Genomic DNA, 13,318 nt, shown 5'->3' on the forward strand with positions numbered 1-13,318 from the left:
TTCTCTAAATCATAAAATGTCAGAGTTTTTTCCGTGGATACTTCAAAGAGTACATCGCCAAAGCTACCGATTGTCGCCATTTCAAATCCCTTCCTTTATGAAGTACTAGCAATTGGTGAAAGTAATTGGTACCATTTACTGTAATTAATCCTTTTGTTTGGATATTAATTTCACCCACTATATTGACATGTAATGTATGTGTCTTAGCGTCATAATCTATCACACTACCATCTTCGAACTCGATACATCGTTTCTCTGGTTCATTACAGGGTGGCTGTGTGCCTTCTGAATAAAAAGCCCCTATAATAAAGCCTTCACTTTGTTTTGTAAACAAACAAAGTACATGTTCACCTATCTTCGGCATCCAGAAATCCTTATTTTTTAATGTCCCGCGATATAGCACACGTAACGGAGCTGATATTTTGTTGTCTTGCTCTTCAATTTTGACCCGTGCTGTTCCCTTTGTTGGATCAATGGTTGTGACTTCGCCAACTTGCATCCGCATCAATATCCCTCCAAACATTTACGCAAATCGAGTGTTGTTTTGCTTTTGTGATGTTGTACCCTCGTTACAATATATTTTCCGTTCAAACGTCCAAACCCAATTACATCAAACGTCATGCCTGCATCGATATGAATTTCACTGATAACAACTAATTGAATCGTTGTAGCATCTTTATTCGCTTCTCTCAATCGTTTTTTCGCTAGTTTCTGAGCTTCTGCCACCGATTTAACCTCTTGCTTCACAACTAATGTACGGCCAACTTTTGGCGCCTTTGGAGGTGTGAATGTTGCATTTATCGTCTTCTTTTTCCCAGCATCATGCGTCTGTACTCGGCAAGCCTTATACGTCCCTGTAAGTGTTGTATTGAATCGCCATTGAAGTACTTGAATGTTAGACGTTTCTTTACTCATGCGTATTATTGTATCCACTACAGGTTTTGCCTCATAATCCGCCTCATCTAAAACAACAATGGCGCTATTGGATAATTTAAGACATAACCCTTCGTCTTTACATAATCGATGCAAAAAAGCTAAATCTGTTTCAGATTCTTGCTCATAGCGATCTTTTTTAGGATTTTCGGTTGTTTCCCAAAAAAGCTTTAAACGATTGGCTTTCGCAATATCTTGTACTACTTGTTTTAAGGTTGCATTTTCCCATGCCTTTGATTTGTATTCACCTCGGATGGAATTGGATTCGGGAACAGCTAACGCCTTAATCGTCATGTTTGTTGGTGGTCCATCGCCAATTAATTCATCTACCTCAAACTTTCCTAGCTTCGTTTTTATAACACGATCTGCCCAATGAGTTTTTGCAATTTCAGCTTCTATCAGGGAACCTTTCGATGGGAACCAATCATTTAACCAATGCACATCCGCATCCTGTAAAACAAGCTGCAAATCATCGATTTCTCCACTTAAATTGTCGGTATACGTCCAATCTAATAAATCGTTGCCCAATTCATCAGTCAAACGCGTATTATTGTAGGTTACATTTAACTCTGTTCGTCTTGCCATCGTCATACATCATCGTGCTCCCCTAGCCACGCAGGACGTTGTGAATAAATTGCTGTATCGATGACCGGAACGTTTAAAACAATATCACCTGTAAAAATAATTATGTCACGATGCTTTGGATTTGCTTCAAGTAAAAGGGGAAGCAAATACTCGCTCCCCCATAACCGATAGGCAATTAAATCCCACGTATCACCCTGAATTGTTGTATAGCTATTCATATTGCGTCCTCCTTGATGTAGCGCCGCCAGCACCTTGAATCTGCATATTGTCGATACGTGTGCGAAGTCGGTTTAACGCGACGATCACATGTTGAACAGCAGGTTGGATACCTTGAATGGATGAAACCCACCCCGTGGCTTGCCCAATGGTTGATGCTAACGTTGACATATTTGTATTGGATAGATTGGTAGTTGCTTTTAATGAAGCAAAGGACGTAACAAAATCCGTGCTGACTTGTCCTGTATACTTCGTTAAATTGTCCATATTGGCTGCAGTCGTACTAATGCTTGTTTCTAGTTTTGTGCATGCTGTATTTGTCGTATCAAACGTAGTCGCAAGTTGTGTCGCAGCTGCATTTAATTTTGTAGTATCTACGGATTTAGTTGCCTCGGTACGTCCTTTATCAGATGGTGCTTGACTTGCAGCTCGTTGTCCTCCACGTGCTGTATCTACCGCTCTACCACAGGCCCATTTTCCTCCAATATAGCCAGCAGCTCCACCTAACAGAAGACCAAGGGTTGTACCGATTCCTGGTGCTATAGCTGTTCCGATTGCAGCTCCTAGTTTGGCACCACCAAGGCCACCTGCAAATCCACCGGTTGTTTGTGCTGTCGCTTTGACTTTATCTTTTGATTTAAAAATATCATGAACACCCATTGCTAAACCGATTGGTGCAAAGCCTTTACCAATCCCTTTCGCAACAGTCGTTAGCGCCTTGCCTCCACCTTTCACGACATTTTTCCCTGTGTTAAAAATTTGAGATAAAGCAGACGCTTGACTAGCTTTAGGTGCTACTTTCGCTGCACCTTTGTTTGTTCCTTTAGTTTTCGATTTCTTTTCTTTTGAGCTTGTTGTCGCTGTTGTAACTTCACATAAAGTTGTTGTGGCTGCTTGCGCTGCTCCCTTGGTTCTTTTTGACTTTGATTTTTTTCCTTTTTCTTTTGTAGTTGTTGTTTCAACACTTGCAGTATCTTGAGAAGATGCGGAATCTTTCCTTGCTCCTTTCCCACCTCGTTTCTCCAATGCCCATCGACCTGCACCGATAGCCCCTTTCACAAGTGCTCCACCACCAAGCATCCAAGCTGCAGCACCCATGCCAAGTGCGCCAGCGAAATTGCCGTTTAATGCATTATTACCGGCTGCTTTTAAAGAACCTGTAAATGCTCCCAAAAATGCTTTAACTGCTATTTCTCCAAGTTTAGAGAAGATTTTTTCCATTGCCTGTCCACCGCTGCCACCTAGCCACTCCTCCGCTTTAGCAGTAGCCGTATCTAACATATAAATGACTTTATCGCCAAAGTCCATGTTACTAAACAATTCATATTTTTCTAATTCTCGATTGTATTGATTGATCATCTTCTGGGCATCAGCTGGATCCATGTTCGGTTCGATTTTTGGTTTAATAGGTTTTGTTGTGCTAAATGGTGCAGTTATATCATCAAGGATTTTTGCAGTCACTTCCCCGGCTTTTTCAATTTTGCTCATGTTATTATCTATATTTCCTGCTATACCACCAAAAAACTTTTGGAAGACTGGTAAAACGGGCTCCATAAACTTGATTTGGGCAGCCTCGATATTACTTTGCAAAAGCTTAAGAGACCCTGCGTAATTATCGACCATTGTTGCAGACATTTTTGCAGCGGTTCCCTCTGACTTCTCTAAGGCAGCCGTCATTCGCTCAAGTTCATCCGAACCAGTCGAAAGTAGAATAGACCAATGCTTAACAGCTTCTGTTCCGAACAGTGTAGTGAGCGTGGCTGATTTTTGTTTGTCCGTCATACCAGCCGTACCCTTTTCAATTTCCTTAATTAGTTTCGGGAGTGGTTTAAGGGTTCCCTGCGCGTCAAAGAATGCTATATTAGTTTTCTTCATAACTTTTTGCACACTTGCATTATCCTTCGATAACCTACTTAAAGATGAAGCAAATGCTTGACCAGCAATGGAACCTTTCAGACCTTGGTTAGCAAGTGCCATCATGCCAGCCGTAGTGCCTTCTAATGACCATTTAAAAGTGTTGGCTATTGGTGCGAGATATTTCATCCCTTCACCGAGCATCTCTACATTTGTGTTAGCATTCGCTTGGGCGTAAGCAAAGACGTCCGCAGCATGTCCTGCTTTATCTGCGCTTAGTCCAAATGCTTGCATTGTATCGGATGTAACGTCTGAAGCTTTTCCTAAATCAAGGGCTCCAGCTGCAGCAAGATTTAGCATACCGGGCATCGCTGATATAATTTCATCTGTTTTCCAACCCGCCAGTGCAAGATATTCCATTCCTTTCGCCGCTTCAGTAGGAGAAAATACCGTTGACTTTCCAAGCTTTTGTGCTTCTGCATTCAGTCTTGCAAAATCCGTTGCGGTTGCACTAGACACTGCAGATACTTTGGCCATCTGCGCTTCAAAATCCGCTGCTTTATTTAATGACGAGACAGCCACAGCCGTTGCAGCGGTGACTGAGCCAACTGCTGCCACACCTGCAGCACGTTTCGCTTTATCCATGCCACTATCAAAGGTAGCTTTCAACGCATTAAGACGGCGTTGGCTACCTTCTAGCTGTTTTAATTCACGTGCTAATTTTGCAGTACCTTCAGCATATTGTGATTGATGAATCTTGCCATTACGGAACTCGCGACCAAGGCGAGCCATCTCACGCTGTGCTTCACGTGAGCGTTTTTTTAAATCATTCAGGTTTGTTGTAGCTTTGTTAAAAACATTGTTGAAGGAGCTAGCGACTTTCCCGTTAATCTCAAAAGTCATATCATATGATCTTGATCTAGCCATCCTTTTTCGCTCCTTCCTCTAGTACTTCTTCCAGTACCTCTTTCCACTCTTTCAGTGACAGAAAGGATTGTTGTGCCCAATAGTCAATGGAGGTAAAGGAATTAGAGGCCATGACAAGCAGTAATTTTCTTATATCTCTTGCGCCTCCCTGAGGACCTACAATCCTAACAAAAAATTACGAGCCGTAAAGGTCACTTCGACAAAGTCTGCAATCGATAATTTCATTAAATCGTCCGGTAAAATACCTGAAGCTTTGGACGCTATTTTCAATAAAACTTGTTGATTGTAAACGGAATTGAAGCCTTCTGGGTGATCCTCTGTTTTTAATTCCGCATCAATTTGCAACACATCAGCGCCTGTCATATTGCTAAAATCCAGTTTAATTTCATTGAAAAAAGTCCCATCAATTTCGATAGGACTTTGTAATGTAATCACTTTTAAATTTGGATTTTCTACTTCTTCTTTTATTTCATTTTGAACATCTCGATTATCTTTCATTTATCATCTGCTCCTTTTACCTTAAAGTCCTAATGCTTCTCGAATTTTTGCGCTGTAATCAATGCCGTCCACTTTGTAAATATAGTTATGACGATCATATTCAAACATCACTTTGCCATTGTACTCAAGCTTTATATAGTAAACTTCAATCTCAGTGGAAGCTTCATACGGTGAGCCTTTTGCCACTTTTCCTAATGGATTTCCTAGGACAGATCCATGCACAAGTACTCTAGAAGGTACATTGAAGCGTGAACGTTTTTTTATATCATAGATTTGATTGGACATCCGTAAGTCTATTTTTAAGCTTTCTGGTTTATAAAAATCGATTAGCTCCCCTGTAATAACACGCCAATTGAGTTTAAGCTTCATTGACTCTAAATGACCGTAATTGGGCGCTTCATATTCACCTAAAATCCCAGCACCATTCACAGTCTCAGCCATAAATTTCAACTCGGGTAATTCTGCATCCGTAATACCTAATAAATCAGGTTTATCATTTACAAAAACCCTAAAATCATTTATTTTTTCCGGAAACATGCTTGTCCCCCCTAATCAGTGATAAACAATGCATTATAATAATTCACATCAAACTCTAAAATATTATCAATATCTTGCGCTGGTGTCGGTTCTGCTACTAAATATCGGAAACGTATTTTGCCGCTATTTAAATCCGTTAAAGGGTTATCTTCTTTTCTAAATTCAACGCGTGCGCCAATTAAAACCCCTTGACCTTGTAAACCGTTCAACCACATCCCCATCGTATCTAGCACTCTATTAATTAGACGCGGACCAATTGGCCCATCTACCATACTCCAAGTTGTTAAAATAATGGTGTTACCTAACCAATTGTGCGTAATCCGAACAGGCGTAAAAATATCTTTGACATCCGTATTACCAGGGTATGCTCCCGTATAGTTCCCCCAAGCACGCCATCCACCAATAAAATTGATAGCCGTTGTAATACCTTGGTTGTTTAATAACTCCGCTTGATCCGGTGATAAATCGATTTCTTCATAACCATTGTCTTTCTCTACTAATAATTTGGTCATTGGTAATGATTTATTAGATGGTGATTCGTGTGGAAAATCTCCATTGTCATACGCCGTTTTCATAATACGACAAGCAATGTGAGACGAAAGGTGATACACTTTTTCGCCCATGCCAACAAGTGGCCAACAAACGACTTCATTATGACCCGTATAATTGTTGGTGTTTTTCCATTCATTCACTTTTGTATACGTATTTGCAACACGAGTATTCACATCATCTAACACCTGTGCTTTGAAGTAGGAATTGATGGATGAAGCCTTTGCTTTCATCACCGCTGCCACCGTTGGATTTTTTGAAAACTTAGGTGCAAGAACAAGACCTGGCACCATCCCTAGTTTAGGAAATACATTGTTCAGCAACTCTAAACCTGTACTTTTTCCAGATGCAATATCATAACCACCGATAATATGATTGTTGGTGATGACATTCGGCGTTACATAATCATAAGTGACATTGATCGTTGTTATATTGCCCTTTACTATTGCCAGTACAACTTGGCCATCTTCATTGAACGATGCCATATAGTCTTCATCATGCTTCAATTTCGTTTCATTATTTTGAACAACTAGCGATTTTAATAAAATGCCCGTTGTTTCGATCATCCCTTTTTTATTACGAATCGTTATGGACTCCGTTTTGCTTGTTTTATGTTTCGTTGGATCTAAAACATTTACAAACACAACTGGGGCTACTTTAAATTGTCTAAATGCTAAATCCGCCATTTCGCAAAGCGTGTAATTTGCCCAATCATCGGAGTACCCGAATGCTTTCACAAATTCCGCAAATGAATAGGCTAAAACAGGCTGATTCACGTTTTCTTGGGTTTCAGCCAAATGAATAGGGGCTGTACCAAATACAACGGGAAGTGTCGCTGTCGCCACTACTGGTGCGGAAATAGAGGTAGGAACTTCTCGTACTCTTGAACCATGTCGTATCATCACTGTTTCACCCCACTAAAATAAGCTGCTGTTTTTGTAAACCACATCGATTCTACTGAATGCGCATCTAGTAAACGCTGTTGAACCTCCACGAGCTTTTCGGGGGCAATAAACATGTTGCGAAATGCCGGTGATTTTTCAAGGTGATCTTTAAAATGCTCCGGGTAACCCCCAACAAAAGAACTGAATCGTTGTAAACCGATTACGGGTGGCCCTACATAGATAAGAATCTCCTGCGGTACACTCTCTGTAATAACTTGACCTACTAGTTGTGGTGATGCTTGTTGGTTTTTAATCATTGAAGGCATCTCCAAACTCACTCCTATCTAATTGAACTACTGGTGTTGCAAATTCGACTTCCATGACGCCACGCCACAGCGGTTTCATTTGCTCTTCAAAAAGCGCCATTTCGATATCACCTGATAAGGAACCAGAGCCTACAAATCCGACTTCTTTTAACGCAAATTTCATTCGGTTCATGACATGCAGCGTATCTCGCCACCCTTGGCGTTCATCCTTGCTATACGTACCAATTAAAAATCTAAATTGTATCGTATTACTATCTTTTAAATTATCTTTTTCATACAAAAAACGAACAATGACGAATGGGTAGTCGTCCTGTTCGGTATCATCATCACCACGTCGCGCATTCTTCTTCGGTGGCAAATAGCCATCATATACTGTCGGTGGTTTCCATATATCTTCATCTTTCGTTTGCAAGCGCATATCTGCCAAAGCTTCTGTAAAAAAGGCAACTAATTCATCGGTCATATTTAAAGCATCCATCTTATCAGCCTCCATATAATAGTCGGTTCATTTCATGGTCAAGTCGTTTATCCAATGTTTTTTGAGCATGAGTCGTAATATTAGCAAATACTTTTGGCTCTCTCGTCATTTGGGCTATTGAAGGTCCATAGCGTCCCTTAATCGGCAACCGCCTTTTCCCAACACGTGTAAAGGCGTTCATATGCGCATTCTCCATTTTTGCAACAAAAGCATGTGGAATGAGTTTTCTACTACTACCTTTTTTCACACGAGCACGCACTGGCATGACATCAGGCATTGTAGGTGTGATATCAAACTTCATTAAAGGCGTTACGCCCCCACTTATATGAACATGCGCTGATAGCTGACTTGCTGTCGCTTTCTTGACCTTCATCGGCTTTTTAACATCTAGAGATCGTATCACATACTTAGCTCGAACTTCTTGACTCGCCTTTGTTCTTGAAGATTCTGCAGATCGATTAATCGCACGAGCAAATAGCATCCGTGCTTCTTTTGGTGTTGTAGCAAACAGTGCTTCTAGCACTTCTACTTGATGCATTTTTAGTTCAATCATATTCACACCTAACTTTCATTTGCGCTGACGACAATGCGGATAATCCCCATGTCCTCGCTCGCTTCTTCGACATAGTATTCTTCGCCATCCAACATCAAACTGTTGCCTACTTTCGGAACATAGAAATCGCAACTTTTCACAAAGATTGTTTTAAGATGGACAAATACTTCCTGAGACGCACTTAACTGATCACGGCTATAATCTTTCACATGTTCCACATTACTTTCTACAACTAAATCAAGGAATTCTCCATCTAATTCATGCACCTTCGCCAATTCCAGACAATTAAAAAAGACATCTAAATCCTCGGCTACAAGGTCTTTAAATGTCCTATTCATTGGCGTCATCCTCAAGCAACTCATGGGCTTTTCCTTGCTGGATAATCGCTTGTATGACGTCGTCTTTTTTCGAAATACCTGTTAAATCGACTCCAACTTCCTTTGCCGTACGTTTTAGATCGTCGGCATTGTATTCAGTGTCGAGCGCAATGCGAAGCTCTTCCATTTCCTCTGCAGGTATCTTAACCTTTTGATTTTCTACACGCTGCCTTTGAAGCTCCTCTTCTGGCGAAAGTACATATTCTGCTGCCTTTAAGTGAACTAATCGTGATTCCTCTGCTTCTGTTAACCCATCGATAATCGCTCCTTTTGCATAAAACACATTATCGTGAAAAATCGTATGTTTTGCTCGAATCATATGCGTACCCCCTTATAGCACTTTCGCTACAAACCAGCTATTTACTTCTTTTGGTATCGGCAACGGTTTGGCACTTAATTGCAAAATTTTTCGAGGAGGGCGTTTTTCCGTCCAAGAATCAGGGACACGATCCGCTTCGTAAGTGACCAAGTCATCACCTTTCGCAATGGTGATGGCTGCATAGGCCATTGAAAAATCTGCTTCCGTCGCTAGCAAGGCAATCGTTCCAGGAGGGACAATGGGCTTCACCTTATTATCGACATCATCATAGTAGCTACTTGCATATTCATATATTCGACCTACCCCTGCAATTGTACCGATATACGTTGCACCATTTGGTAATGTTTCAGGCCTTAGTTCACCGATATTTACATTACGAATATCTAATAGTTTTAATATGTCATTATCCCTCAGTAGTACATCCGTTACATCTGGTGATATGACTACATTATCAACGTTAACAAAGCCTGTTTCTTGGACAGTTCGTACCCAACGTTTCAAATCAGCATATTTTTTTGATGTAAAAGCACTCCATAAGTTTGACCCTGAAAGCGTCTCTCGATTGGTATGATTAAACGAAATCACATAATCGACACCTTCGCCTTTCACATTAATTTCACCATCAAAAATCGCCTGTGCACACATCACTTCTTCTCGACGTGTAATCATGGTGTCGAGCTCTTTTAAATCTTTCACTAGCTTTGCCGCTGCTCGCTCATCTGGTGTACGAGAAGAATATAAATTTTCGCCCATTGAACGATTTTGTAAATCCGCAGCTGTTGTAATTGTCGTTGGAGCAACTAATGGTGGTGCAAATGTTTCTGTACGATAACCGCTATTTTCTACAACTTTACCACCGATTTTTTCACTTACATACGGCGCAATTTTGGCACGTCCTTTTTTAATATCTACATCGACTATATTTGTTGGCGATAGCTCTATATCAGTAAATAACATATCTCGTAAAAATGTCGTGACACGAGGCATGCGTTCGGAAAACTTTAGCATCGTACGTGTTTCAAATAAATTAATAGCCATTGATCTATTCCTCCTTTTGCGGGTCTGCTGGCACAGTATTTCTTAATGTAATCCCGATATTACTTAGAGCGATGTGATAAGGTACAACATCTGCATCCGCAGGTAAAATAATTTTACGAACATTAAATTCTCCCCTCTTATAACAAACTGCGGGTTTCGTTTCATCAGCCGATGTTGCAATGGCATCCGCCATAATACCGTAAACATCTTTTGCAGAACTCGTTTTCGTCATGGCAACCGCTTGACCTTTTTCATTCAGAGCAAATACTTGTCCTACTGATAATTCTTGGTTTGCTGCTACTGTGATAGGCTCTGATACAACATCTGTTTGAAAACCGCCTAGTAAATTATCAAACTCTAAAATCGGCATGCTATTTCACTCCATTCCCTAACACTTTATTAACAAGTGCATCAATTTCATTATCATCATTATTCGTTGGTGCTTCCTGCCCTTCAATACCATTAAGTAACGAAGCATCTTGTTGAATATTCACGAGCTTCGTTTTACGCTGTTGCGTTTGCGCGTTTAACAGTTGTAACGCGGTTTCAGCAGCCGTCATGCCTGTTTCAAACTTTGCTTTATTCAAGATTTCTTCAAAGCCAGGTAGTGCAATGTTTTCGATTTCCTGAATACGTTTACGTTCAGCTGCAATTGCATCTTCTTTGGCATTATTTCGAATTTGCTCGACTAAGTCAGGGTGTTTACTTTCTAATTCCTTCACATCCATTTGTTGTTCCTCTCCTTCCATTGCTACTTGCTCACTCATTAGTGAAACATTGTTGTTGACGACTAAATTTGGCTCTCTTGCTAACAATTTGCGCATTTTGTCGATTACTGCTTTAGGTAATAAACCATTAGAGCCAAAATCTTGTGCCATTTGTGCTGAAGCAACGACTTCTACATCCTCGGTAAACATAATGTCATCCACAAAGCCATGCTCCATTGCTTGCTGTGCATTCATCCACGTCTCTGCGTCCATCATCTGCTTTAACTCGTCGTCTGACTTTTTTGTTTTCACTTTATAGGTTTGCATTATTGCTTCATTTGTTTTAATTAATAATTGCTTCATCGCTTCCATTTCACGATAATCACCTTGTGCAATAGTCGAGGCATTATGAATCATTAATGCGCCAACAGGAGCAATAACCGTCCGTTTTGTAGCCATTGCAATAATGGACGCTGCACTTGCACAAACACCCGTAATTTCGGCTACAGAATCCCCGGAGAATTTCTTAATATGGGTCCATATTTCAGACGCTGCATAAACAGATCCACCAGGGCTATTAATATTAACAATCAGCTCTTTTTCGTTACTTGAGATTGCTTTATCAATTTGCTGCATAATGCGTTTAGGGCTAACAGCAGGAATGCCATACCAGTCATAAATCCATTGTTCGCCGTCTGGTACAATCGCGCCACGAAGGTCAATCCTCATCGTCTATTCTCACCCCTTTCTCCTGTACAATATTTTTCATAATTTCTAAATAACTCATATCGAGCCCCGCCTCGCGACGTGCTTGTTCTTCACGCTCGCGCTGTGCATGATTAAGCCAGTAGTTACCACCTGTTAGTTCTACCGTTTCACGTGCTCTTGTACTAAAGCCATTTTCCACACGTAACATCGCTGCCTGTACTTCTTTTAATGGGTCGAGTTGTCCTTGTGTTGGCCCATTCCACTCAGCACCACAATAAGCTTTTCGTACCAATGGATTGTCTAAAAAACCCGGTGCTTGAATTCTGCCAAGAAGGATTGCTTCTGTTAACCATTCCTCATAAATTGGCTGGCAGAAACCATTTGCCAAAAACGTGCGCCGCATTTTAAACATCTTCCACGCCTCTAAAAGCGCAGCTCGTGAGGCTGAATAACTGGATGTAAAATGTTTTAATAATATTTCATACGGGAGCTCTAACGCTGTGCCAACTTGACGGCAAACCGCTACAACAAACGGATCAAATGAGGCATTATTACGTGCTGGATTGGATGTATTTGCTTTTTCGCCTTCTGCAAGTGCCACAATCGCACCTGCACCAAGTTCATAACTTAATTCATCCTCTTTATCCACTTGTTCTTGTTCGTTAATGGCCGATCCTAACGGGGGTGCATCATATTCATCCTTCGTTTCAATAAAAACTGTAAACAGGGAAGATACAAGGGCAGCCGTTAACTCTGCGTCTGTATATCTCCCAAGCTGTTTTAAGCTCTCAATTACTGGCGCAAGGATTGGCACACCTCGTCGTTGCTCTGGCCGTTCAGACTCCATTAAATGCAATATATTTTGACGTCCGCTCTTCTGACCAAACTTGTCGATACGCACCCATTTTTTCTGACCGGTACTCTCCGCTAAAGGATGTGTATCACAAATATGGTAAGCAACAACTTCCCCATATCGACCAAGCTCCACGCCATTGATAATGTTTTTACTTGCTCCATTTGGACTACATATACGGTCACTTTCAAGCAACTGCACACGCAATCCGTACCAATGTTGCTGATGGTTTCGATAAGGTAACGTTGCAAACACCTCTCCACTCATCAAACACGATATAAATGCTAGTTGTTGCAATTCATAAAAATTATTCATTTGCAACGCATCACACATAATTGAATAGGCCCATAGAGCAAACTCACGTTCAACAGTAGTTTCCCACGCATCCGCTTCCTCAATAGACAAACCTAAAAACTCATGGTCAATTTGGCTGTTTAAAATCAAACCGTAGCCTACAACATTCGTTCGTATCGTTTTGATTGATCCAGTAGCAAGTGGTGTGTTCATATACAGGTCACGAGATCGTTGACGCAACGTATCTTGATTGTCATCGATATCTTCTTTCGTGGAACCACCTTTAAAAATCCAACCAATCATCGTTTTTTTACGCCTATTGGCGCCACTATTGGCGTAACCTGAATTGATAATTTGTAGTCGCTTGCGAGCACCTGCACGTTTCAATGCTCTTTCAGGCGAAACAACCTCAATCGCCTTATCCAATATGTTCACTTGTCACACCCCCTACAAATCACGTGGCACAACTCGTATCACTCGTCTACGACTTCGACCATTCTCTCGCATTTCTGCTAAAGCTAACTCGCTTCTCCAAAACTTTATTTGGTCCCTTACTTGCGCCAAATTCGCACGATTAAAACTCCTATTTTCTAACGAATAACTCTGATTAATGGCGATTTTCGCCTCTGCCTCCAACCAAATAGCTAACCTTTCTCTACATTCATCAACTGTAAAAGCCATC

17 protein-coding genes are annotated in these 13,318 nt (G+C 40.9%); all 17 read right to left on the reverse strand.

What is annotated here, in order from left to right:
• Positions 1 to 19: 19 nt before the first annotated feature.
• The 17 genes from LO754_RS12510 to LO754_RS12590 all read right to left on the reverse strand — a co-directional run bounded on the left by LO754_RS12510 (position 20) and on the right by LO754_RS12590 (position 13,317).
• Entirely contained in the window at positions 20 to 505 is a 486-nt protein-coding gene (locus LO754_RS12510; RefSeq protein WP_231784459.1) for a phage baseplate assembly protein V, read from the reverse strand.
• Entirely contained in the window at positions 505 to 1,524 is a 1,020-nt protein-coding gene (locus LO754_RS12515) for a contractile injection system protein, VgrG/Pvc8 family (protein WP_231784460.1), read from the reverse strand. The genes LO754_RS12510 and LO754_RS12515 overlap by 1 nt, the downstream gene beginning before the upstream one ends.
• Positions 1,521 to 1,736: a tail protein X gene (locus LO754_RS12520; protein ID WP_231784461.1), complete on the reverse strand. Its 216-nt coding sequence runs from the start codon at positions 1,734 to 1,736 to the stop codon at positions 1,521 to 1,523. The genes LO754_RS12515 and LO754_RS12520 overlap by 4 nt, the downstream gene beginning before the upstream one ends.
• Positions 1,729 to 4,515, reverse strand: coding sequence for a phage tail tape measure protein (locus LO754_RS12525; protein ID WP_231784462.1), 2,787 nt, complete (start codon positions 4,513 to 4,515; stop codon positions 1,729 to 1,731). Before LO754_RS12525 ends, LO754_RS12520 begins: the two co-directional genes overlap by 8 nt.
• A gap of 156 nt (positions 4,516 to 4,671) precedes the next feature.
• Positions 4,672 to 5,013, reverse strand: coding sequence for a phage tail assembly protein (locus LO754_RS12530; RefSeq protein ID WP_231784463.1), 342 nt, complete (start codon positions 5,011 to 5,013; stop codon positions 4,672 to 4,674).
• Positions 5,014 to 5,034: 21 nt separating this feature from the next.
• Entirely contained in the window at positions 5,035 to 5,550 is a 516-nt protein-coding gene (locus tag LO754_RS12535) for a phage major tail tube protein (RefSeq protein WP_231784464.1), read from the reverse strand.
• A gap of 11 nt (positions 5,551 to 5,561) precedes the next feature.
• On the reverse strand, positions 5,562 to 7,004 hold the full coding sequence (locus LO754_RS12540; RefSeq protein WP_231784465.1) for a phage tail sheath protein: 1,443 nt from the start codon (positions 7,002 to 7,004) through the stop codon (positions 5,562 to 5,564).
• Positions 7,001 to 7,300, reverse strand: a complete 300-nt coding sequence (locus LO754_RS12545; protein ID WP_231784466.1) for a hypothetical protein — start codon at positions 7,298 to 7,300, stop codon at positions 7,001 to 7,003. Before LO754_RS12545 ends, LO754_RS12540 begins: the two co-directional genes overlap by 4 nt.
• A complete protein-coding gene (locus tag LO754_RS12550; RefSeq protein ID WP_231784467.1) occupies positions 7,293 to 7,787 on the reverse strand; it encodes a hypothetical protein in 495 nt (164 codons plus the stop codon). The genes LO754_RS12545 and LO754_RS12550 overlap by 8 nt, the downstream gene beginning before the upstream one ends.
• A gap of 4 nt (positions 7,788 to 7,791) precedes the next feature.
• Positions 7,792 to 8,340: a phage tail protein gene (locus tag LO754_RS12555; protein ID WP_231784468.1), complete on the reverse strand. Its 549-nt coding sequence runs from the start codon at positions 8,338 to 8,340 to the stop codon at positions 7,792 to 7,794.
• Positions 8,341 to 8,348: 8 nt separating this feature from the next.
• Positions 8,349 to 8,678, reverse strand: coding sequence for a hypothetical protein (locus LO754_RS12560; protein ID WP_231784469.1), 330 nt, complete (start codon positions 8,676 to 8,678; stop codon positions 8,349 to 8,351).
• On the reverse strand, positions 8,671 to 9,036 hold the full coding sequence (locus tag LO754_RS12565) for a hypothetical protein (protein ID WP_231784470.1): 366 nt from the start codon (positions 9,034 to 9,036) through the stop codon (positions 8,671 to 8,673). Before LO754_RS12565 ends, LO754_RS12560 begins: the two co-directional genes overlap by 8 nt.
• 12 nt (positions 9,037 to 9,048) lie before the next feature.
• Positions 9,049 to 10,074 (reverse strand): major capsid protein, encoded by a 1,026-nt coding sequence (locus LO754_RS12570; RefSeq protein ID WP_231784471.1) that lies wholly within the window; start codon positions 10,072 to 10,074, stop codon positions 9,049 to 9,051.
• A gap of 4 nt (positions 10,075 to 10,078) precedes the next feature.
• Positions 10,079 to 10,444: a head decoration protein gene (locus tag LO754_RS12575; protein ID WP_231784472.1), complete on the reverse strand. Its 366-nt coding sequence runs from the start codon at positions 10,442 to 10,444 to the stop codon at positions 10,079 to 10,081.
• Position 10,445: 1 nt separating this feature from the next.
• Positions 10,446 to 11,510 (reverse strand): head maturation protease, ClpP-related, encoded by a 1,065-nt coding sequence (locus LO754_RS12580; RefSeq protein WP_231784473.1) that lies wholly within the window; start codon positions 11,508 to 11,510, stop codon positions 10,446 to 10,448.
• Positions 11,500 to 13,071, reverse strand: a complete 1,572-nt coding sequence (locus LO754_RS12585; protein ID WP_231784474.1) for a phage portal protein — start codon at positions 13,069 to 13,071, stop codon at positions 11,500 to 11,502. Before LO754_RS12585 ends, LO754_RS12580 begins: the two co-directional genes overlap by 11 nt.
• Before the next feature lie 12 nt (positions 13,072 to 13,083).
• Entirely contained in the window at positions 13,084 to 13,317 is a 234-nt protein-coding gene (locus LO754_RS12590; protein ID WP_231784475.1) for a DUF6148 family protein, read from the reverse strand.
• Position 13,318 lies beyond the last annotated feature (1 nt).

It is taken from the genome of Lysinibacillus sp. GJ-1 (genome assembly GCF_021166035.1).
GTDB classification, from domain to species: domain Bacteria; phylum Bacillota; class Bacilli; order Bacillales_A; family Planococcaceae; genus Lysinibacillus; species Lysinibacillus sphaericus.

Coding starts and splice junctions, on each gene's coding strand:
- LO754_RS12510 (WP_231784459.1), bottom strand. CDS start 505: ATGCGGATGCAAGTTGGCGAAGTCACAACCATTGATCCAACAAAGGGA.
- LO754_RS12550 (WP_231784467.1), bottom strand. CDS start 7,787: ATGGATGCTTTAAATATGACCGATGAATTAGTTGCCTTTTTTACAGAA.
- LO754_RS12555 (WP_231784468.1), bottom strand. CDS start 8,340: ATGATTGAACTAAAAATGCATCAAGTAGAAGTGCTAGAAGCACTGTTT.
- LO754_RS12560 (WP_231784469.1), bottom strand. CDS start 8,678: ATGAATAGGACATTTAAAGACCTTGTAGCCGAGGATTTAGATGTCTTT.
- LO754_RS12565 (WP_231784470.1), bottom strand. CDS start 9,036: ATGATTCGAGCAAAACATACGATTTTTCACGATAATGTGTTTTATGCA.
- LO754_RS12545 (WP_231784466.1), bottom strand. CDS start 7,300: ATGATTAAAAACCAACAAGCATCACCACAACTAGTAGGTCAAGTTATT.
- LO754_RS12530 (WP_231784463.1), bottom strand. CDS start 5,013: ATGAAAGATAATCGAGATGTTCAAAATGAAATAAAAGAAGAAGTAGAA.
- LO754_RS12515 (WP_231784460.1), bottom strand. CDS start 1,524: ATGACGATGGCAAGACGAACAGAGTTAAATGTAACCTACAATAATACG.
- LO754_RS12520 (WP_231784461.1), bottom strand. CDS start 1,736: ATGAATAGCTATACAACAATTCAGGGTGATACGTGGGATTTAATTGCC.
- LO754_RS12570 (WP_231784471.1), bottom strand. CDS start 10,074: ATGGCTATTAATTTATTTGAAACACGTACGATGCTAAAGTTTTCCGAA.
- LO754_RS12580 (WP_231784473.1), bottom strand. CDS start 11,510: ATGAGGATTGACCTTCGTGGCGCGATTGTACCAGACGGCGAACAATGG.
- LO754_RS12525 (WP_231784462.1), bottom strand. CDS start 4,515: ATGGCTAGATCAAGATCATATGATATGACTTTTGAGATTAACGGGAAA.
- LO754_RS12575 (WP_231784472.1), bottom strand. CDS start 10,444: ATGCCGATTTTAGAGTTTGATAATTTACTAGGCGGTTTTCAAACAGAT.
- LO754_RS12535 (WP_231784464.1), bottom strand. CDS start 5,550: ATGTTTCCGGAAAAAATAAATGATTTTAGGGTTTTTGTAAATGATAAA.
- LO754_RS12590 (WP_231784475.1), bottom strand. CDS start 13,317: ATGGCTTTTACAGTTGATGAATGTAGAGAAAGGTTAGCTATTTGGTTG.